The 22,464-nt window shown below is 42.6% G+C and carries 14 protein-coding genes and 2 pseudogenes; 9 read left to right on the forward strand and 7 right to left on the reverse strand.

Features of this window, described 5'->3' with window-relative positions:
• Positions 1–77: 77 nt before the first annotated feature.
• The 3 genes and pseudogenes from AC4II3_RS07440 (at position 78) to AC4II3_RS07450 (ending at position 1,932) form a co-directional block, all read left to right on the forward strand.
• Positions 78–1,037 carry an Rpn family recombination-promoting nuclease/putative transposase gene (locus tag AC4II3_RS07440; RefSeq protein WP_488010210.1) on the forward strand — a complete coding sequence of 320 codons (960 nt, stop codon included), beginning with the start codon at positions 78–80 and terminating at the stop codon, positions 1,035–1,037.
• Positions 1,038–1,455: 418 nt separating this feature from the next.
• Complete coding sequence (locus tag AC4II3_RS07445; RefSeq protein ID WP_488010211.1) at positions 1,456–1,683, forward strand: type II toxin-antitoxin system HicB family antitoxin; 228 nt, start codon at positions 1,456–1,458, stop codon at positions 1,681–1,683.
• 14 nt (positions 1,684–1,697) lie between these two features.
• Positions 1,698–1,932, forward strand: a pseudogene (locus AC4II3_RS07450) (type II toxin-antitoxin system HicA family toxin).
• Between the two features lie 122 nt (positions 1,933–2,054).
• On the opposite strand, the gene AC4II3_RS07455 reads toward AC4II3_RS07450, so the two are convergent.
• Complete coding sequence (locus AC4II3_RS07455; protein WP_488010212.1) at positions 2,055–2,525, reverse strand: MOSC domain-containing protein; 471 nt, start codon at positions 2,523–2,525, stop codon at positions 2,055–2,057.
• 299 nt (positions 2,526–2,824) lie between these two features.
• Here AC4II3_RS07455 and AC4II3_RS07460 point away from each other — a divergent pair, with 299 nt between their 5' ends.
• A complete protein-coding gene (locus AC4II3_RS07460; RefSeq protein WP_488010213.1) occupies positions 2,825–3,106 on the forward strand; it encodes a hypothetical protein in 282 nt (93 codons plus the stop codon).
• A gap of 471 nt (positions 3,107–3,577) precedes the next feature.
• Here AC4II3_RS07460 and AC4II3_RS07465 read toward each other — a convergent pair.
• Positions 3,578–3,712: pseudogene (locus AC4II3_RS07465) on the reverse strand (IS1/IS1595 family N-terminal zinc-binding domain-containing protein); the annotation flags it as partial.
• Between the two features lie 239 nt (positions 3,713–3,951).
• On the opposite strand from AC4II3_RS07465, the gene AC4II3_RS07470 reads away from it, so the two are divergent.
• The 3 genes from AC4II3_RS07470 (at position 3,952) to AC4II3_RS07480 (ending at position 6,472) form a co-directional block, all read left to right on the forward strand.
• Positions 3,952–5,382 carry a DUF1254 domain-containing protein gene (locus AC4II3_RS07470; protein ID WP_488010214.1) on the forward strand — a complete coding sequence of 477 codons (1,431 nt, stop codon included), beginning with the start codon at positions 3,952–3,954 and terminating at the stop codon, positions 5,380–5,382.
• Positions 5,383–5,771: 389 nt separating this feature from the next.
• Positions 5,772–5,996, forward strand: coding sequence for an HNH endonuclease (locus AC4II3_RS07475; RefSeq protein WP_488010222.1), 225 nt, complete (start codon positions 5,772–5,774; stop codon positions 5,994–5,996).
• A 293-nt stretch (positions 5,997–6,289) separates the two neighbouring features.
• Positions 6,290–6,472: a hypothetical protein gene (locus AC4II3_RS07480; RefSeq protein WP_488010215.1), complete on the forward strand. Its 183-nt coding sequence runs from the start codon at positions 6,290–6,292 to the stop codon at positions 6,470–6,472.
• An 86-nt stretch (positions 6,473–6,558) separates the two neighbouring features.
• On the opposite strand, the gene AC4II3_RS07485 is transcribed toward AC4II3_RS07480, so the two are convergent.
• Both AC4II3_RS07485 and AC4II3_RS07490 read right to left on the reverse strand, forming a co-directional pair.
• A complete protein-coding gene (locus tag AC4II3_RS07485; protein ID WP_488010216.1) occupies positions 6,559–11,112 on the reverse strand; it encodes a Calx-beta domain-containing protein in 4,554 nt (1,517 codons plus the stop codon).
• Positions 11,113–12,754: 1,642 nt separating this feature from the next.
• Positions 12,755–14,005, reverse strand: coding sequence for a hypothetical protein (locus tag AC4II3_RS07490; protein ID WP_488010217.1), 1,251 nt, complete (start codon positions 14,003–14,005; stop codon positions 12,755–12,757).
• Between the two features lie 896 nt (positions 14,006–14,901).
• Between AC4II3_RS07490 and AC4II3_RS07495 the strand changes: the two genes are divergently transcribed.
• Together AC4II3_RS07495 and AC4II3_RS07500 are read left to right on the forward strand one after the other, a co-directional pair.
• On the forward strand, positions 14,902–15,870 hold the full coding sequence (locus AC4II3_RS07495; protein WP_488010218.1) for a carbohydrate kinase family protein: 969 nt from the start codon (positions 14,902–14,904) through the stop codon (positions 15,868–15,870).
• A 154-nt stretch (positions 15,871–16,024) separates the two neighbouring features.
• Positions 16,025–16,147 (forward strand): hypothetical protein, encoded by a 123-nt coding sequence (locus AC4II3_RS07500; RefSeq protein WP_488010219.1) that lies wholly within the window; start codon positions 16,025–16,027, stop codon positions 16,145–16,147.
• On the opposite strand, the gene AC4II3_RS07505 is transcribed toward AC4II3_RS07500, so the two are convergent.
• The 3 genes from AC4II3_RS07505 to AC4II3_RS07515 form a co-directional block, all read right to left on the reverse strand.
• Complete coding sequence (locus tag AC4II3_RS07505; protein WP_488010220.1) at positions 16,126–20,208, reverse strand: two-partner secretion domain-containing protein; 4,083 nt, start codon at positions 20,206–20,208, stop codon at positions 16,126–16,128. The two genes, AC4II3_RS07500 and AC4II3_RS07505, sit on opposite strands and share 22 nt — an antisense overlap.
• Before the next feature lie 711 nt (positions 20,209–20,919).
• The gene (locus AC4II3_RS07510; protein ID WP_488010221.1) at positions 20,920–21,126 is read right to left on the reverse strand and encodes a hypothetical protein; all 207 of its coding nucleotides are present in this window, start codon (positions 21,124–21,126) and stop codon (positions 20,920–20,922) included.
• 1,101 nt (positions 21,127–22,227) lie between these two features.
• Positions 22,228–22,431, reverse strand: a complete 204-nt coding sequence (locus AC4II3_RS07515) for a hypothetical protein (protein ID WP_488008922.1) — start codon at positions 22,429–22,431, stop codon at positions 22,228–22,230.
• Positions 22,432–22,464: the final 33 nt, after the last annotated feature.

The raw sequence follows: 22,464 nt of genomic DNA on the forward strand, positions 1-22,464 counted from the left end.
ACTCCCTACTCCCTTCCCCTCCTGGGAGGGGTTAGGGGTGGGTTCCTACTCCCTATCAGCCATAAAAGCATTTTGATATGGTTTTCCCGTTGCCAGATAAATACATAGACCTGCTCACGGATTTCGGCTTTAAACGTGTCTTTGGCACTGAGCCAAACAAGGCACTGCTGATCGACTTCTTGAATACTCTGTTGCCTCCCCATCATCACCTGAAGGATGTCACTTTTAAGAATCCAGAGTTTTTGGGCAATACTTTAGTGGATCGAAGGGCTATTTTTGATATTTATTGTCAGAGCGAGACTGGTGAACGGTTCATCGTAGAAATGCAGAAGGCTAAGCAAAATTTGTTTAAGGATAGAAGTGTCTATTATTCTACTTTCCCGATCCAAGAACAGGCTGAACAGGGATTTTGGAACTATGAGCTTACAGCAGTTTATACGGTTGGCATTTTAGATTTTGTATTTGATGACCACAAGCATGAGTCGGAACTGCTACATGTGGTGGAGTTGAAAAATCAGCACTGTGAAGTGTTCTACGATAAGCTTAAGTTTATTTATGTTGAGCTACCGAAATTTACCAAGTCTGTTGATGAGTTGGAGTCCCATTTTGACAAGTGGTTATTTTTATTAAAACACCTAGCCCAGTTGAATGAACCCCCATTACCGTTGCAAGAGGATGTGTTTGCCCAGCTATTTGATGTGGCAGAGATTGCCAATTTTTCATCTAGGGAGCAAGCGCTATATCAGGATAGCCTGAAGGTCTACCGGGATATGTACAATGTTACCCAAACCTTGATTGATGAAACCTTGGAACAAGGTATAGAACAAGGTATCAAACAAGGTATCAAACAAGGTATCAAACAAGGTAGAGCAGAAGGTAGAGCAGAAGGTAGACAACAAGGTAGACAACAAGGTAAAGCAGAAGGTAGACAGGAAGAAAAACAGCAGATTGCTAAGCAGATGAAGGCCGCAGGGTTACCTGCTCAGGATATTGCCCAATATACAGGGTTGAGTATGGATGAGATTGATCGGTTGTAGGTTTAAATTGCTTCAAAGAGTTATGCCCCGTCTCTTTGGCATTAAGATTTTCTCTTTAATTGTAAGTGCGATGCTGCAAAGCAGCCGCCAAAGGCGATGAAGCGTTCCCAAAGCGTGGCCATTCGCGTAGCGTGGCCGAAAGGCCAAGGTCTCAGCTTCCGCGCTTGTGCGATGCTGCAAAGCAGCCGCCAAAGGCGATCGTGTTATACTAAGTCAAAAAATCTAATCAAAGAAACGTAATTAATGATGATAGCAAATACCACTAAGCGAAAATCGACTCATATAAAAAATTAAAAAACTGTCCCTTGAACAAATCCAACAAGAAGACAGGATCTAGAAACCACAAGGAGTGGAAAATCCTAGCCCTAGGCGAACCTGCCTAGATAAAATTCAAAAGAAGTCAACATTAGCCGATATAATGAAATCATTAAAGGACTATAAAATTATTTTACGTCCCGATGACAACGGAACTTTTGTCGCCTATATTCCAGCGATTAAAGGATGTCATGCCTGGGGAGAAACTCCTGAGGCAGCTCTGTGTGAATTAAATCCTGTTTTTGAGATGATTCAAGAAGAATACCTCGAAGAAGGCAAAATTTTCCCTGATGATGTCGAGGTAACTGTTTTTCAGGCAAGCTTTAGCTAAAACCGTAAGAATAAGTGGCTAAACAATTAGGGTTTCAGAAAGTTCGTCAAAAAGGAAGTCATGCCCGTTGGAAGCATCCGGATGGAGCGATGCAGCGCGGTCTTGGGGGTTCCCCCCATGAGCGACTGCATCAAGAAACGGTCAACCACTATTCCTGTTCATGGGAATGCTGAGATTGGAAGTTGGTTATTTCGAGAAATACTTAAGCAGTTAGGGATTAGTGAGAAGGAATTTGATCAACTCAAATAAGTTCCATAGCGAGGAGAATATATCTGGTTAATCACATAGGGTCAAAGTGTGTAAAACTAACCATCAAGATGAATAAACATATAATCACCGCCAACCTTATGAAGGAAGAGGCGCGATCGCCCTTATTTCTCAACAACTTTTATCTCTTGACCTGATGTAGCAACACCACCTGAAATGATTTTTGCCCTTAAGCCACAGCGACCTACCATTTGAGACAGGACTTCTTGGCCAAGGAATTTAGCCAGATGAGAGCAAGGTTCACAATACCTAATACCCTCAAGTACAACATCACCGATTAAAAATTTTTTCCCTATCAAGGGATTCAATTTGATTCCTTGAGTTATGACATTTCGGCGAAATGAGCCATAGGTGAGATTCAATCCATTATCACTATTAAATTTATCGATCTCTTCTGATTCAATTAATGTGACTTGATAATCAGGAGTTCCCGACAATTCACTGGAGAATGTACCCTTGCCAAGGAAATACCGATCTCCTTCGATTCCCTCACCCGTTATAAATTTCAATGATTCAGCCTGAATCATTTCCGACTCAGCCTCACTGCAATAATACAAACTATAAATAGAACTCATTTTGGGTCACGGCTTGTGCATATCGATGTAAAACTTTTCTTTTTTCCCACAAAATCTAAAGTTCCACTAAAAGGCTTTTGACAGAGTGCATCTCAGTTTTGTAAGACTCAAGTTGAAAATCGCCCGTTGAGTTAGGCACCTGGTTGACTGACAAAAAGTGAAGTCAAAAGTGCTCAACTCTTTATCTGTAAAGGAGTTGCCAGACTTGACAAAGCGTGATTGGGAGCCAGCATTCGTTCGGACATAAACCACTCTTACCATAGGAATGCTGTGAAAAAAACTCCTGAATCTATAATGCGTTGAAGACCTGGATAGGTCAACCCTGTAAGTGGGCACATCTGACCCACCTGACGACCTGTTTATGGATGCTGTCTGCCCTGATCCAGACAGGGGAGGTGAAGCAAGACCCGTTGGATTCCCGTTCGTCCCATGGTTCGGCCAATATCCCCAAAGCAAACAGCGTCGGATGCAGCGTTGGCTGCCATTTTGTCCGGATTAACATCCATGGCCAAAAGGCCACGCTAAGCGAACAATTGTATAAACCTTTGATCCAGGCAGCCTTAGCACTCACCGTTCGCTAATTTTTGCTAACTGGAGTGGATCAAAAAGGATAAAAAGCTTGCCCAGTAAATAGTTGAGCGAAATCAGCTACTTCATTATAGTTTATATCCACGCGGGATACTGTGGTAGACATGCAAGCCCATTCCAGATATTTTCGCCTGGACATTCTACCTTAAATTCCGATAATCCCCCTTCAAGGTAATACAAGCGTTTTTTGTTATTTTTGGCCACTTGTGAAAAATAACGAGAGATCATTTGTAACAGATTGTTGCGAGGTTCTCTATTCCCGGTGACAACCTTTGACGGGTAGTGCATCAGCAAAGTGTGGGATAAGTAATCAAGTCGTTCCAACTCCCTGGGGTGTAAGTGTTCCCCAGCCCTTTCTACTGCCGTATTGCCTTTGCGAGTATGAACCCAAATCCAATTGAAATAGCTAACCACCAACCTTACTGTGGCCTCAGGAAGCTCCCAGACCGACGCCAAATAAATTGCTGTCGGCGATAGTAAAGAGTATCAAACGTTTCGGTGAAAGTTTGTAGGCATTCGGGACAGTAGTATCGCACGGCTCCCTTACTAGTTTTGACCTGTTGATGGGTCTTATGATGACCGCACAGAGGGCATTCCATGATCCATACGACTATTTTTGGACAATATTCATCTTACCCTACCCACACTTCCGCATAGGCACTACCAAAACTTTTTCAAGAGGTCTAATTTACCCTAAAATTTTACTTGAGGAATAAGTAATACCAAAAATTTAAAGTCCAGTAAGTAACAGTTGTACAGCCTGTCCCAAAACAACTCGAATCCTATTGTGGGACGTCGCCCAAACCTTGTGATTCAATCGCTTTGAGGAAATTTACCAATGATTTGGAACTGTATTTCGAGGTTGGTTGTGGTCTTGACGATCGCCATCACCTTCTTCAGTACTCTAATTCCACCAGCAATGGCTCAAATTGACCGCCCTGCGGATCAACCTGGAGATCAAGCTGCCGAGATTGCTGTTCAAGCTTATATATATGCCTATCCGGCATTGCTGATGGAAGTCACCCGTCAGAAGACAACCAAGGACACTGCTCGGATCGCTCAGTGTCCTCCAATGAACCAGTTTCTCCATGTACGGACTTTTCCCAATCCAGCCTTTCAACTTACTTCCTATTCAAACGTCGATACCTTGTATTCTTCGGCCTGGTTAGATGTGTCCCAAGAGCCAATAGTGCTCTCTGTTCCAGACACTAATCGGTATTATATGATGCAGATATTGGATATGTGGACTGATTCGGTAGCATCTCCTGGAACACGCACAACGGGCAACGAGGCAGGTAACTTCGCCTTTGTCGGTCCCGATTGGGAGGGCAACTTACCTAGTGATCTGCGACCCATCCCCATTCCCACTAACCAAAGTTTCATTATTGGACGCACCCTAACCAACGGTGTACTAGACTATAAAAATGTCTGGGCTATTCAAAATCAGTATACGCTAACTCCCCTTAGCCAATGGCCTGCCGTTGTTCAGCCCCTAGGTGTACTACGAGAAGAAACCTGTGATATAAATATCGAGCCGGACGTTGTGGTAAACGCAATGGATGCCGAGACCTACTTTACTTTGTTTGCAGAGGTGCTGAAGCACAATCCTCCCCATAGGATGGACTGGAACTTGGTGCAACAGCTTTCAGAAATTGGTATTGTTGTGGGAGAAGACTTTAATTTTGCAGCCCTTGACCCCGATATCCAGGCTAAACTTGAGTCTGCCGTGGATCAGGGTCAGGCGTTGATCTTTAGCGAAACAAGCGCAACGAAGTCAAACTACAATGGTTGGGAAATTTCTCGTGAATTTATAGGTACCTATGGCACCTCATACTTACGTCGGGCTAATCTGGGTGGTTTGCACGGGTTAGGATATAACGTGCCGGAAGATGCGATTTATCCCCTATCAGCTTCTGATGCAGAGGGGACACCCTATGATGGCAACAATAACTATGTGTTGCACTTTGATGATGGTTCATTGCCAGTTAATGGGTTCTGGTCTCTGACGATGTATGATTCCAGTGGGTTGTTTGTCGATAATGCGATTAAGCGTTACGCTATCGGTGATCGCAATTCCCTGAATTACAACAGTGACGGTTCGCTCGATCTCTATATCCAGCACAGCTATCCAGGCAAACTCAAACAATCCAACTGGCTCCCAGCACCTACAAGTGAGTTTCAACTCATGTTGAGACTATATTCGCCTAAACTGGAGGTGCTAACTGGTGCATGGAATCCTCCCCCTGTCACCCTCGTTACAGCGCCTTAATCCGATCAAGCTGATCAGTTGCGTTGTGGCAAAACACCTAATGGAGATCTAAACAGATAAGTGGCCACGCTCCACACGGCCACTTGACTTCCTGATAACAATTATCAGGAAGTCTACCCACTTTTTATCCCAACTCATAGTTTTGACGACAGGCTCTAGCTGTAAAATCTGATCAATCTTTTAGACACTAGCTGTTTAAGAGCTGATTTGTAAAGAGAATCATTAGCTAACTCAAAGGCTAGCTGATACCAAAAATCAAAAGTCATGACATACATAAAGATTGCGAAAACCAATGTATATGGTCATGTTTTTCTTGTAAGTATGACGCTACTGCGGAAAGAGGTGAACTGAAGTACCAATAACGCCCATTAAAGGTATTTCATTTTTACATAGAACTCGACAATATCCTTCCTAAATCTTTAGGGGAAACGAATCGAAGGGATAATCTACAACTCCTACATCGACACTGTCATCACGAGAAAACCAGAAAAAATATTCTGATTCGGGTGACTACTGGTACTCATGACTTGGGCTGTGTTACCGAGGAGCGGAGTGAGTCGAAAGATTCACGCTCCTTTTTGCAGACGAGTCGGAGGGGTAACTCTCCGGCTTAGTTCAACAGCATTACGCCATTTGGGTTAGCGACAAAAAGAGGTTAACCCAAATGGGTGTCACAGCCAATCGGCTAAGGGGTGTTTGACACGTGTGCAAAATACATATCTCGCGTAGAAGCCGGGATCACGATTTCTAGGTCTGGCGTTGAAGTCCCTGGAGGATTTCGATCCAAGTTTTTATTTGGTAAGGGCTCCAAGGTCATCCACTAGCCGCAGGATTCGCTGGATGGCTCGTAGTCCCATTTGGGTGCCGAAGCCGACTGGCCACGGTAAGTGATCAACGTCTTGGCGTGATGGAAGAATTCTCCCATCACGGTGATGTGTTTAAAATAATATACCTGGTTGCGGTCGGGAATATCGACCGCATATTGTCTACCCACATCTTCCAATTCTTTGGTAATGCGATCGCCACCCGATACGAAAAACTTGCTATAAATTATACACCTATGTTAGAAATCGCATTAATTTTGTTGTAGTTATAGTTTGAAAACACACCCTAGCCTAATTCATCACCCAAAATTTTTCGCTCTCTGCATAGTGCTATTTGTAACTATTGTAATACTTAAATAAAATTTTGGTAAGTTACTGATGCAATGATATCGTTAAAGTCCTGGTCTCCTCCTGAGAACTGATCCTCAAATCCAAAGATATTAGTATCGCCACTCCCTAGCTGCATTACGTGAATTTTATTGTCGGGGTTAGCTTCCGTAAAAGAGAAGTAAGCTAATGGTCCACCATCCACTTTGTTGTCAGGATTTTGAGAGAGAAAATTGTTGACATCGGCATCGGCAATCAAAAATAGCCCTAACACCTGTCCTCCCTGCAAGTCCACAGTTGTGGAACTAGTACCACCATTGCTAGGAGCAGAGAAGGTAACAGCACGCTCAACAGCAGCTTGGGAATAGCCTATATCGCCAGGTTTAAAGTCAATAATGCGATCGCCATTGATGTCAATTCCACCGGTGAGGTTGTCTACTGCATAAAGCCCAATGGTGTTTTCAAAATCTGCTATTCGAGAGAGACTAATTTCTGCCTGCACCCGGTTGGTTGAGTTACCGGGAGTAACTAGAACTGGTGTAGGACTGAGTTCAAAACTGACTGCTTCCCCTTGACTATCTGTAAACTGGAGTTGGTTATAGCCCGTCCCTTCACTAACCCCTAGGTTCTGGCTGTTGTTATCTGTAGAGAAGGTAGTCTGAGTGTCATCACTGAGGTAAAAAATATTGAAGCCAGTTATCAAAGTAGCTGATTGTAGTTGAGTAATTGATTGTCCTTCGGAAACTATAAAGTCCCCTTGGGCATTTTCACGGGTGAGGACATTATTAGAATTGCTCTGATTCCCATTGAAAATCGCCTGCTTGCGGTTCAAAGCTGCTGTTTGGTAATTTGGGTCATCCGGGTTAATATCGATGATTCCATCGCCATCGGTGTCTAATCCACCATTGGCATCATCTACGGGAATAAAGCCAAACTCATAATTTCGGGTGGGACTTTGTAACCAACGTACTTGAATTTGAGCGCTGGCAGACTTGTTGGGCTGAAATATGCCATCGCTTTGGCTCAAACGGAATAAAGGCTGAATATTGAGTTCTACTTTGGCTGGTTGGTCAGCATATATTGTCCCGTCTGAACCATTCCAACCAAAACTGGTATTGCCCGTAAAATCTGTTACTGGGGTAAAAGTAAGATTGCTTAGTTCTGCGACTTCAATTTCCTGACCTAAAGTAACTGCTGTGTCGCCAAGCTTTAGGGTGCCATTCTCAGGCAGAGAAGTAATTTGAATTTTACTTAGGGAATCGCCATCTGCGTCGTTGAAAGCGTTAATAAAGTCAGCAGCCGCAAATATAATTACATTATCTTCATCTTGCTGCTTCCTGATACCGCTAACACTAGTCAAATTAGCCTTATTATCATCATCCTCATCGAGGATTGTAAATAATATATCCTCAGTTGGAACTAACGCAGACCCTGAAACACTTTTGAGCCTAACTCCGAATGTTTCATCATCTTCAATTTTCTGGTCTCCAGTAATGGCAATATCAATTGTTTTTGTATCCTCACCAGGGGCAAAGGTGACTTGGCGAGTAAAGAATCCATCGACGAAATCAGATGCTTGAGCAGGATTATCACCAGCAGAGACAATTTCAACTTCAATTGTATCGCTTCCATTTAAACCACCAAAACGTTCGAGGGTTAAAATAAGTTCATTTGAATTTTCTCCGGGATTCCCTTCAGATACTACTGGCAAGCCAGTAAATGGTAAAGTAATCCTACTATCATTATCCAATATATTAACCCCAGCAATTTCTGTCATTGCTCCATTAGCAAATGTCCCACCAGAAACCACATTTAGATCAAGAAAAACAGCTTCGTCACCCTCAATATCAGTGTCACCTAGAACTTCTACAGCAATCTCGCCTGAACTTTCCCCAGCAGAGATTGTTAACTGACCTGTAGTCTCAGTAAAATCAACTCCGGCATTAGCGTCATTTGACCGGGTAGCAAAATTGATTACTACATCTTCGGTTGTGACACTAGATAGGTTAATACTAAAAGTAGCAACGGTTGAACCGGAATCTCCTTCATCAATCAAGATGGCTTTGTTGGCTAAAGATAGAATTGGTGACACACTCAGTGTATCAACTGCTAATCGGACATCACTAAACTCGATAAATTCCACATTGAGCAAGGTGTTGTCGGTTCCAATATTGACAATATTCCCAGTTTTAGAAACTCCTCCAGCTTCCCCTTGGGTTTTGTCAATCTCCACAGTATCGATCCCTTCACCACCATCTACTAGGTTAATACCACCTGAGAGAATAAAACGGTCATTACCTCCATTACCAAAGATGGTATTTTCACCGCTTTGAACTTCAATGGTATTATCTAGATCGTTTCCGATAATTTCTTTATTGATTGACTGATTTTCTGCATCAGTAAAGTCAGCTTGATTGACACTGAATATAATAACTTCCTTGGTTCCATCATCCGTTTTATCTTTGAGCTGTTCCTGACCTGTAGTAATTTTATAGTCTAAAGAAGCGGTAGGATTACCATTATTAAACACGACATCAAAAGTAATCTCATTTTCTGCTTCCCTGGTGACTTCCAGTCCATCAATAGTACCCTCAAATTTTAAGCCCAGAGTATCTTCAATCAGTTGATCTGGAGTAATTGTATCAACTACCTTACCAGCTAATTTAACGTCAATACGTTCGATGGTATCTCTATCTACAGTTGCTGCATTAAATTCCGTAACTAGATCAGCAGGATTTGCAAGCAGAACAGCATTATCAGAATCAATAATATTTAAGCTTGACAAGTCTGCATTTCCAATACCAAAAGCACGAACTTCAGCTACAGATTGTAGGTTAGTATTTGCCCCAAAACCAAAACCATCTGATAAGAAGTAAGCAATATTAGTTGCATTATTATTACGAGCAGGAGAAGTAAAGAAATTTTGTGCTTGAGTCAAAGCCGGACCGAAATTCGTACCACCACCAGCTGATAAACCATTAATAGTGGAAATTGCCCCAGCAGCATCTAGTGGGGCATTGAGTGAAGCAGAGCTATTGAAAGGCACAACTGCAAATTCACTATTGCCAGCAATACCATCATCAATCAAAGATTGAGTTAATGCTTGGTAAGCCGCTTTAGTTTCTGCAAGCGGTGTTCCGCTCATGCTGCCTGAAGTATCAATTATGTAAGCAAAATTGAATAAAATTCCCTGCTCGGAACCAATTGTCAGGGTGTAGTTGACATCACCGTCAAACATCCATGCTGGTGACTCAACGGTTATGGTTCCAATTTTGTTACCCTCGTTGTCAAAAATATCTTCATCAGGGGTGATTTTCGGTCCATCTTTTAGTTTTGTGTTGTCGTCAGGATCGACTTGGAGTGGTACAAAGAACAAATTTCCGTCATCATCCTGTCCATCTGGATTTCGATTACCATTTTTATCTATAACATCAACAAATTCAAAAACCCCAAATTCAATATCTTTAGTGGTGTCTTTACCATCACTCTGGGTGCCATCAGTGTGACTAAATTCAAATGCAGGGTTAGAAGGGTCAGTAATAGTAAAGTCGTAATTGGTAAAGATGTCAGAGAAGAGTGCTTGGTCAACCCCATCACCACCTTCTAAGCGGTCATTTGCACCACCACCTATAAGAGTATCGTCTCCACCTTGACCAATGATACGCTCTTTGCGATAAGAGCCAACAATATTATCGTCGCCACTGCCAGTTATAAAAGAAAAAAATCCAGGTTCACTTCCAACAATTGTGTTTTCTGGAAGAGCATTAGCGTTGGCAGTTCCAGAATCAGCTTCTATTTGGCCAATAATTGAGTCATAAATTTCTTTTGAAATTAATACTCCACTATTTGTACCATCAGTATTTGAAAAAACGTTGTTTACTCCTAGAGTGTGAATTGCTGCAACTAATTGTGCATTTTCTCCAAACAAATCACCGTCATACCAAACACCACTTCCACTCTGTCCACCTTGAGTATCTACATCCTCGGTATAAGAGATCCGAGTATCTTTTCCAATAACATCATGAACCTTACCCTTAGCCGAATAAAGTGTCCGTCCAGTATTATCATCTGTGCGTGAATCTTGAGTCCCATCTGAAAATGTGGCAGGATAGCCAGCAGTAGTAATGGGAGCACCATCTATATCTTCAGGATCTAGGAACACCACCATACCAAAGGAATTTTGCTCCGTAGTCAAAGGTGTTTGGGTGGTAAGTAAAGCAATGTCTGTACTAAAGTTTCCCGTGTTCGTAGGGAAATTCAGAGGAAACAGTGGTGCTGCGGTCACATTTATGTTGGCAGGGACTGGCGTATTATTCGATACAAGATTACCAGCTGCATTAGTAACATAGTTAATACGAGGATTTGCTAGAGTAGCAACATCGGTGCTTAATAATACTCGTGCATTTTGAGGTATGGCATTGTTATAAACTACATGCCCAGCGGTTAATATATGGGATGGAGCAATGACAATACCACTACCCACACCATTAAAATTTGTTGTAGCAAATGTGGCATCAATTGCTACAATAGCATCAAAAGGTTTTGTATTTGGATTTTGTACCCTACGATTGTCAATCATTGATTTATATCCTAAAACTTTTATTTTTATATGGATAAGACTTCACTGGGTGAAAACAAAGCTAGACCGTAGAATAGATCAAGGAAAAAGCTCTTATTTCTTGGCAATCAAACCAGCGCTTTTGGGGTTTGATTACCATGAGATTCAGGGCTAAATCTGACTAATTTTCCATCGATACTACCCATAACTTTCCATATAAACCTATCCAAAAATCACTATGTCTTTCTGAATAACGTTTGAATTATTTGAGACGGCAAATATACTGTATTACTCCTTTATATTTAAGAGTTTGACCCAGGAAAGTTGCTAAGCTATAGGTAATAGCAATCAGTAAAACTAACGCGATAAAACGCTGAGGGGGTGATATGCAAACTGAAATCCTTACTGGGTAATACGTTCAGCCGATATGTTACAAAAAGATACATGGTGTTTTGGACTGACCTTGGACGTAGTTATCAGGGTTTGAGCTTCCAGAACATCAAAGTAGGGTCAATTCGTGAGTTGATCTTTGCTAAGATAACTGGCTTCAAAGCTTTATCTAATAATCTTTTCAGGGCTCATGTCACCCCCTCAGGATAAAACGAGTGTCATTAACCTTAGTTTGCTCAAGATTATATCCCCCAGTTTTGCAATCTTTGAACATCCCTTCAATTCACAAGCAAGCTTGGTAACAGAAAAGAGTTAGACTTAAGGAATTTAAACTGGTGAGAATATACCAAGGTTCACTGAACCCTTTTCCCCGATATTTACGCCGCCATCGCAATGCTATATTAAAACTACCATTGCTGATGTTTTGGCGTGCAGTTAATTCATTCAAAAAACTGTTCCATTCCTGGCTGAAAATCTAAAGTTTTTAACGCCTGATAATCTTGCCCATTTTCCTGAATATGAGTACTGCGTTTTTATATTAAAGCAAAGTCCACACCTTTGTGGGTTATACCAAATCCGATTATTATAGGTAAATTACTTAAATCCTCAAATCAAGTATAGGTAAGGACTTTAATTGTTTTGAATATAGTCTTATTAAACCGGATTTGGTATTAGCCATTCGGCTAGATTAACACTGTGATATTCTCGATACCCAATCACGATTACTGGATTAGGCTTGAGTAACTTCAGTACTGGAGTTACTCAAGCCTTTTGCTGCCCCAAATTACTGTTCCCTTTTTTTCCTAGCAAATGCCAATATACTGGCAGAGCTCGTCTACCACATACCAGACTGACCATCATCAGATTTCTTTCCACTGGGTTCTATCTATCACTAATAATAGGTATCCTCGCTGTTTGATTCTTTTGAGATATCTTCTGTGTTTCCGATTCATTTTTTGGGGTTAAAATTGTTCTATTGCTAAATATTTAAGCAGAGGGAACCACAGCAATTTTACAAATTGAGGCAAGCAAAGAAATCTCTGCCGGTTACGACTTTTAAATTGAATTGGTTGTGGAAATAACTTAGCTAATCTTTAGAGTTTAACGTTTCGCTCCGTTTGGAGTAGAATAATTAGCAGTTGTAAGGTTAAATATTGAGATGAAGTGAGGTGGGCTTCTAAACAAGTCTGATAGAATGAAGGGAACATAATTGTTTAGTCCTAAGTGGTCACCTTACCACTCTATTTTTTTTTTCTCTCTTTGTCTATAACCCTTACCGGCTCTGCTTTGTCGGTTCACTGTCACCCCGTGAGGGATAAGACTGAGATATTGAGAGTAAGTATTCTTGCGGGAATATGAAAACTTTGCAGCCTTTTGTTTTGTCTTTGCGTCCTATGGAAACAAAGTTATCGCTAACAGCTACTGCTTCAATAAAATCAATATTCTTCTTAGTGAGCAGATCGAGAAGCATCACTTTCCGAACCCTTGAGCGATCAATAATGATTAAGGCTTGAGTATTGTCAAAAGAATCATTGGGTACTGGAGAGGGGGTTAATGGGGTAGGACGCACAGATGTTACAACACCAAAATCTTCATGTACAGCAACATATCCGCCAGGCATCAAATAACGAATAGTATTCGTTTGAGAGTTTGGCATTGTAATCAATGCTGAGGATGTATGAAACGGTGAACTAGCGTTTCCACCGAGAAGGGCCATACTATTAGATAAAGCAACCTGTCCTCCAAACCATCCTGTAGAAGGAGCATCTTTGTCATTTGGTAGGCGTTTCCAACTTGATTTATCTTTGAGATTGAAAAGATAAGCAGCTCCATTGACACCAGAACGTGGTGCTGCGACTAAAAGCAAACCATTATCAATGTCCGTGCTAATCCCAAAGTTCAGAGCTGCCTTACTTTCTGGGGACTCAATTATGCGTAATTCCTGAAGAGTATTTTCTCGTTGAAAGACACCGACAGAACCATGCCATACCCCTGAGCTAATCTCTTTGCGTATTCCGAAAGCTACCAATAAACCGTCTATGGAGACGTCAAAACCATACACCACATCATTCGATAAAAAGTTGGATGAAAGCTCTAGTGCTGCTGACTGTTTGCCCAAGTCTGCTACAAAAACTCCACTTACAAACTTACGTTTATAATCTTGTTGAAGACGAGATGTTATACCCAAGGAAAGTTCATCATAAGCACCAATAACTAATATTTTTTCATCCAAGGCAAGAGAATACCCAAATCCAGAGCCTACTTTATCTGCAGCAGAACCTTTTGGAGGTACGATTTCTCTTGTTCTCAACCATTTACCACCAGAGTTACGGCTATATATAACAACACGATTTGCTTCTGGATCGCCAACGGCTAAATAATTGTCGCTAATAGCCAATGCATGACCAAATGACTTGCTATCACCCGGGGCAGATGCCAAGCATGTTATTGCAGAAGTTGAAGTGACTTTCATTGTCAGGAACACCACAAATAAAATTAGTGGAATCAAGTAAATTATTTTCATCGTATTAACTTGCGTAAAGTTGTCAAAAGTCCCTCTGTTCCCTGCTCCCTGCTCCCTATTTAAAGAGTTAATTTTAGTTTTGTCCGACTACTTAATAATATACGTAAAAAAGGGGGAGCATCCAAAATTGACACATTAGCTCTTGTTAGGGGGCTGAAACCCTTTAAATATCGTTATTTTGGTAATATTAATTCCAAAATGGGATGCTCCCAAAAAAGGAGACAATCATTGCTGCTGTTAGAGGTTTTACCACAAGCTCACACCTAAATTCAGTCATAATACTGAAAGATACAAACCAACTATATAATTTTCCGGATAATTCAGTGTTTTTAATCCTTAAGCACGTAAGTGGTGCTTTATGTTACACTAATAGTGATGATACTGAAATCAGTAAGCCTCAACCCTGGTTGACTGACAAAAGTATCAATTAGGAACAATCAAATGCAAGCCAGGAGGGGAATAGGAGGGATTGACGCAAGAACGTGGGGAGCCAGCATCCTCAAGACAGATACCACTCATACCTTGAAGATGCTGTGAAAAAAAACTCCCGCTTCTACAATGCTTTGAATCAATGGATGGGTCAAGGTGATTGGACGCATTTGGCTTATCTGACTGTTTGTTTATCGATGTTAGTGACCCTGGTACATAATTGAGTATATCTAATGAAACTACTTCCCACCAGAGTTAAAACTGTTGCTAAAAAATATTGCGCAGATAGATAATTTAAAGTACCAATAAGTCCGATTATGTTAATTAGTCGGAAGATAATAATAAACCTAAAGTATAATTTGATGTCAGTTTGGGTGAAATACTTGCGCACCACTTCCTTGTGAGAAGATGGGCGATAGACTCCCGAATCACCGTTAAATTACGTTTGGTAGGTAAGGAATACCCTCATGACAAGTCCCCAGGTGATCTGTGCTGGTGAAATGTTGTTTGACCGTTTGTCTAATCAGCCAGGAAAACCCCTAGAACAGGTGGAGTCTTGGACAGACTATCCCGGTGGCGCACCAGCGAATACTGCTTGTGCTTTAGTAAAGCTGGGTATACCCACTGCATTTATCGGTTGTATTGGTCAAGATCAGCCAGGAGACATACTGGTAGAGTTGTTAAAGGACATTGGTGTCGATGGTACGGGAGTACAGCGTCATGGTACTGCTCCGACACGGATCGTCTATGTAGTCCGAGATGCCTCAGGCGATCGCAGTTTTGCTGGATTTGGTGATATCGATACCACAGAATTCGCTGATACACGACTTCAAGCGGATCACCTGCCTACTGAACTATTTAAGGAAGCTAAGTTTCTGGTATTGGGGACTCTGGAATTAGCCTATCCCGACAGTAAGGTAGCAATTAACCAAGCGGTTAAGTTGGCACAACAACACCAGGTCTCTATCTTTATAGATGTGAACTGGCGACCGGTCTTTTGGAATGATGCCAACACAGCCATTGAAATTATTCAAGAGATGATCCAGCACGCGGACTTCCTGAAACTGACTGATGAGGAGGGAGAGTTTTTGTTTGGCACTGCTGATCCAAAAGCGATCGCACAACGGCTGGATAAGGTCAAAGGGGTATTAGTCACAGCCGGGGAACGAGGCTGCGCCTACTATCTGGGAGGAAACGAAGGCAAGTTACCAGCATTTTCTGTAGCAGTCGAGGATACAACCGGTGCTGGGGATGGCTTTACTGGTGGCATTATTTATCAACTATGCCACCGTGACTGGTCGAGTCTGAGTGATCCAACCGTTGCCAAAGATGTGGTTACCTATGCCAGTGCAGTAGGGGCACTGACGACTCTCAAGCCTGGTGCGATCGCAGCTCAACCTACATTAGCTGAGGTGGAAGCTTTTGTCTCTAGTTAGGGCTTGCTGAAAAAGTTTTGGTGAGGAGAGGCAATAGGCAATAGGCAATAGGCAATAGGCAATAGGCAATAGGTAAAAAATTATGTGTACCTCATAGCTATGATAAAAGCTCGCTATAGTTAGTTTTTGTACACTGAAGTTACCCTCTCCACACTTGCCACACTATTCACCCGACTCCCGACTCCCGACTCCCGACTCCCGACTCCCGACTCCCGACTCCCGATTCCCGACTCCCGATTCCCGACTCCCTACTGCCTACTGCCTAAAACATCGATAATTAAAACTACTATTCCAACTACTATAGTTACCTTGGGCAGGATAAGGCACTAACTCCACAATGCCCTTCTGATTAATTATCCATCCTTGGGCTTCAATAATAGGTGATTTCTTTTTAGTGATTGGTTGTGCCTGATCTGGGCTGTTATACCCTAATTTCCTTTTCCTCCAACTCCGGCTTCTTCTTCTATTGCTTAATTGTGTACTGCCTTGATCAACCATCAGCCGCAAATCCGGTACCACCACTTGACCCCGCAACACCCCAGCTGGGTTAGCGGGGATTCCTCCTTTTCCCGTAACTAAAAAACTATTGCCGCTGTTTGCTGCACAATCGGTGATGATTTGATTGCTCGTATCCACTACATCTACAGGTAGCTTATCTAAGGCTTGGGCGGGGTTAACTTCTGGAGTATTGAGAGTAACGCTGCCATCAATACCAAGTTGGGAGGAAGCGGTAATCTTACTACTGCGATCGCTAAAAATTCCAATGGCCGTAATATCGATATTTCCCCCACGGCCCAAAATGGCATTGGCACTGATTTTACTACCCTTTGATGTCACCAAAAAGTCAGTGGTAATAGTAATATTGCCACCAGTAGCAGTATCCCTGGCATTAGTCGTTATCTCACTGTTGTTCCGTAAGAAAATTAGTTTGGCATTAGAGAGGGTAATATTACCTTGGTCTCCAGCAGAGGTTTCAGCATTTAGGAAACCATTGTCGAGCTCGATAGTATCAGCAGAGATGTCCAAAGTCCCAGCAACACCGGTACCTGTACTGCTGACCGTTACCAAGGCGCGTCCGCTAGCGCTAAATGTCTTGGTATTCAGGTTAAGGGAACCCGCTTGGCCTGTCTGGGTTGCCCGAGATGCGATCGCACTAGCTGGTCCATCTGGGTCAATGCTGTTTCGTCCAACTCTCGCTAATCGCTGGTTGTAGGTAGGGTCTATACCAGAAAGAGTGATCTTTTCAGAAGCATTAATAGTAATACTACCCCCATCACCACCCTTGAAGCTAGAGGTAAAAATCTGAGCGCCATTGGTTAATGCCAGGGTGTCCACATCTAAGCTAATTTCACCAGCTGAAGCATCACTCTGACTTTTAGCAGTGATCACTGCCCCATTCTCCAGACCAAGGATGGGGGTTTCAATGAAAATTTCACCACCAATCCCAGTTGCCCTGGATTCGGTGTTAGCAGAGATAGCGCTAGAGGAGCCAAGGGTGGGACTGAAGCCAGACAGAGTAACCCTTTCTGTAGCGTTAATTTCAACATTACCAGCATTACCAACACCCGAAGTAGAAGCCCGTAATTCTGCTCCATCCTCTACGGTCAAGCGCTCAGTTTCTATGCTCAAATTACCCCCATTTCCCGTAGCCCTTTGGTTCACCCCTGCGATTAAGTTGCTGCGAAATTGACCATCAGGTGATGTCCCAATCACTTCTATTTCTTTAGCCTGTATCGATATAAACCCCCCATCACCCTCACCAGCAGTAGAGGTGTTGATACTTGCTCCCTCTCGTACTCTCAGACGTTCTGTATCAATGAAGATAGTTCCTCCGTCCCCTGTAGCTCTGGGTAGGACATCATTAAACAAGCCACTAAAAGAGGAGTTATTGTTTGACGTCTCAACTAATAACTCAACCTCCCCGATTCCGACCACATCTACCTCTTGAGCCCGAATCGTCAAGGTACCCCCATCCCCATCACCCAAGGTTCCAGAGCCTACCTGTGACCCATCCCGTATGATCAGATTCTGGGTATCGATAGTCAAATCTCCCCCATTACCGGTCGCATTTGGTATCACACCAGTGGACAAAAGACTTTGGGATAAATCAACGGTATCGGTGACTGTGATAGTTATATCTCCAGCATTTCCTGTCCGTGCAGCAACGGCTAATATGTTTGCCTCATTCGTAGAAAAGTTACGACTGGTAACTGTGATATCCCCACCGCCCCTGACACCGTAAGTCCTAACCAAGCTCTCGTCCAAAACAATATTCTCTGTTGCTTGTAAGCTTATACTTCCTCCCTCACCACCAATGGAAATGGTTTGGAGATCGTTTGTCCTAATGGTGCCATTGGTCGCATTCAGGGAGATGGAGCCACTATCAGCAATCTGGGATGATTCATTAAATTCCGTAAATGTACTAAATGGTGCTTCAACACCAGTTAGAATAATGTTATATTCACCGATGTCAAAACCACTTCTATCTTCCCAACCTACCAGAGGCGACTCACTGCCAAGCTCATCTGCTTCATCAATACTTGTAAAATCCCCCGTATCGTCTCCATCGGGAAAGATATCTCCTGCTTCACTGACTGGTTCTACACCAAAACCACTAATGGCCAGATAGTAAATTCCTGGCTCCGTTGGGGTTAGGGGAGTTCCTGCTGGTAAGAATGATTGAGCACAACCGCCACAGTCGGTGTCATCATCATTGCCATAAATTCCTATACCCTCTTCATCAAACAAGAATAACTGGGTGTCTAACTGAGTCCCCTCAGTGGTGCGAGCCGAAAAAGTCCCCCCCCCGGTCAGAAAGATTTGGTACAGGTCTACATCTGTTTCTTCGCTAATCGCGCCAGATATCAATATGAACTCAAAGGGGACTGCTGGAGAATCACTAATCACTGTAGCTGTCTCAAGCACTTGTCCGGTATCTCCAACCGGGGGAATTGATGTATCAATGTTACCAACGGTTATATTCGCACCGGTAATAGCAATGTTCCGTCCATGGGTGCGGATGGTGTCAAAAGAGGTATCTTCCATCCGAAAGTCCCCTACCCCATCCCGATCGGCATCAGCAGTAAACACCATTACCTCACTCCCTGGTGTTAAGTTTAGGGAGTTATCCTCTAAGTCGTCGATTACTATATCATTGCTTGCTTGTAGAACAAAATTATTACTTTCTGACAAATCCTCCATTAGGGTCTCGTAGAGAGTGGTGGCTGCCACATCCTCAAGCTGACTTAATGGAGTAGTTAAAATAGCATCCGCTGTGTCGGAATTATTTATAATGTCAAGATTAATTTCATCTATGGCATCTTCTTGAGAGCCATTAGCAATGATGATATCTGTGGAATCCAGTAATAAGGTTCCTGCAAAACCATTCATGGCACTAGTATCCACATTTCCCCGAAACGTTAGGTATTCTTGCCCTGATATTTCTACATAGCCACCGTTACCAGAAATTTCCCCACCACGAGCCCTGATGGTACCGTAAAATCCAGTAATCTCATTCCCTGAAATAATTACTCTACCGCCATTGCCTTGTGCGATCGCATCAGCACGAATCTCAACATTAGGACCAATGAAGGTGCGGCTAGTGTCTTGGTTACCAATGATAACGCTCCCCCCACCGTTAGGGCCAGACACATTAATCGCCGTATTATCTAATAAGCTAATCTGGGAACCACTGACTTCTACTGTTCCTGCTGGTGCTCTCAAAGAACCGGTGCTAGTGATGGTATCTGCTGATAGGATTAGACGTTGCCTACTACCAACAGCTAAGTTTCCCTGATTCCTAATCTGAGCTTGACGTTGACGTAGAGCATTGGTAAAGAAAGCACCAGGTTGAATAGTCAGTAAGTCACTGGTTTCCGGCTCTGTGGCACTAAATAGTCCTTGCTCCCCTAACCTAATGCCATCGGCTGTAGTAGCGATAAATGAGCCACGGATATCTAACCGAGCGTTGTTGCCAAAATTAATACCATTGGGATTGATTAAATAAAGATTTGCTGTTCCCTGTACCCCCAAAGTCCCGAATATTTGTGAGATATTGCTACCTGTTACACGAGTAATAATGTTAGCAATCCCATTCGGGTTAGCAAAGTAAACGTTTTGTCCTTCATTAACATTAAATTCCAGGAAACTATGGAACAGATTACTGCCTCGAATGGCACCACCTTCTATTAAGTCTCTCATCCCTTGGGGAGTGAACTTGGACTGTTCTACTCCTAAGGTTTGATCGGGGGTAATCTGGGCATAAGCCGCCTGGTGATTAACTATCCAAGCGATGCTGGCTAATAAAACAATAGGGAGTTTTGAGTACCAAGATAACATCCTTGCTCCTGTACCTTAGAGGGCTAGACCAATGTCTGTCTTTGACGCACCAGCTTTGTGAAAAAATAATCGAGATACTTTGGCTGCCATGGAATTACTCACAAGTCTTTTTTTTAGTGATCTTACTGATGCTTCGGCCTAATTCTGGCACACTCTTCCCGTCTTGCCCTCGTGGAAATTACCCAGGATCGACTTGGAGACTCTAGGTTGATCAGCGGTAGTCGTAAATACTTTTAACTAAGCTATAGCGCATATAGAAGCCTGTATAGTTGTCAGAATGTCTACGTTCTTTTTTAGTTTAGCATCCCAGTCAAGTCCTCGATGTCGTTAATTTTTAATTTGGTAATTTTTAAGTTTGAAATCAACTACGTTTATTTTTAATAATATACAAAAGCAGGGTAGGATGTATGTAACGCACCCTACTGGCGTGGCACACCTAAAAATGTTTGTTCGGTTGAGCGGTAGGGAAACCCAACAAAGCGTTACTGGTGTTGGGTTTCATTCTTCAATCCAACCTACGCTTATTGCACCATTTTAGATGTGTCGGTCCACTACGCAATAGTTACAAAGATGAGATGCACCCGGTGCTTTGTGGCACAGGCTTCAAGGCTGTGACTGACGTAACGGCTGAAAGCTGTTCGCGTAGCGTGCGCCTAGCACATATGCTTACCTTCTAGGCATAAATGGAGCAATGGGATTCAATGCTGAGGATTAAGCACTAGGAGTAAAGAATTTCACTGTGAAGAATCCGAAACCGCCAACTGCTTGTTCAAGGTTGTCATCGCTTAGTTCAAGGTCGTCATCGTTAAGTTTTAGTTCCTGATCGGTTAGGCTTCTAAAGTCAGCGTTTTCTGACACCAACTGATCAACAGACTCGTTGTTTTTTTTGATTGAATTTTTGATTTGTTGGGTAGTCATGGTCATCCGGCAGTTGAATTGATTGATTGATTGACTCAATTATCTACTAGTTTAGCAGATAGTCTCTGATTATTTTTTTCGTTACTAGAAATTAGTTTCCCGGAAAATTCTCTGAAATTATCCTCTGATTGTCCCTTTAGGTGCCCTTGACCCGTAATTAAATTCGCCACGGGTCGCACCTCAACTTTACTTTAACTTTAAATTTTGTCCGAATACTGACAAGCAGGCCTAATGATTAAACAAACTCCCATGGGTAATTTGGATAGGATAGGCCACCAACTCCATACTTACTTAGTCATTAATATCCAAATTTGGGGTTCAATCATCAGTGATTTCCGATAGTCTTATTTTGAGTAACTCCGGATTTTATTCCTCTTGAATGGCTGATAAAACTTTGATTAATTGTTAATTAACTGACCAATTAACTTATTATCAATAAATCCTGACTCCTGAATCCTGGATAAAGTTGGTTATGTCGAATTCAGTTTATCATCATAATTAATAATAATTAATAGAAAAAGCAGGGTAGGCTGTACGTAAAGATCCTACTCTGCCCAACTTTGCTATTACAGAGGGGTTAATCCCTGAAAAGATAGAGTATAAATTGCATCTATCTTAGTCTACCTCTGGTAATCCAGAAACCTTATATAAAGACATCTATCCCTTCTTGATGCAATAGCGAGTGGGGGGAACCACGGCAGTTGCTCATGGGGGGAACCCCCAAGCTCACAAGGGTAGGTTTTTTACTTTGACCTCAGGTGTGGGGTATTGGGTGTGGGGTGTGGGGTGTAGGGGTACAGACAAGCGATGCAGTGGCCTCACGGGGGTTTCCCCGGAGACGAAACCTGTTTATTGTGGAGCCAAAATAGTTAGCAGGTTATGCAGAAAAGGGGTAAATATTTTTTAATAGCGATGCAATAGCGAGTGGGGGAAACCCCCTGTTCCGAAGCTGCATCGCTTTCTTATCACCCACACCCGGTCACCCTACCCCCTACACCCCACACCTCACGTCTTTGTTAAAAACCTACCCCTGTGAGAACCCCCAAGACCGCACTGCCTCCCCTGTTCCCTTGCTGCATCGCTGGAATTAAATGCTGAAAATTAAGCGTGAGGAGTAAAGAATCCGGAAAAACCGCCAGCAGGTAATTCTTCAAGCTTTTCATCAGTTAGTTCAAGGTCATCATCAGTTAGTTTTAGTTCCTGATCGGTTAGACTTTCAAAGTCAGCGTTTTCTGACACCAACTGGTCAAGAGACCCGTCGTTTTTTTTGATTGAATTCCTGGTTTGTTGGGTATTCATAGCCATCGTTAAATTCAATTAATTGCTTGACTTCAACAT

Source organism: Moorena sp. (genome assembly GCF_982860115.1).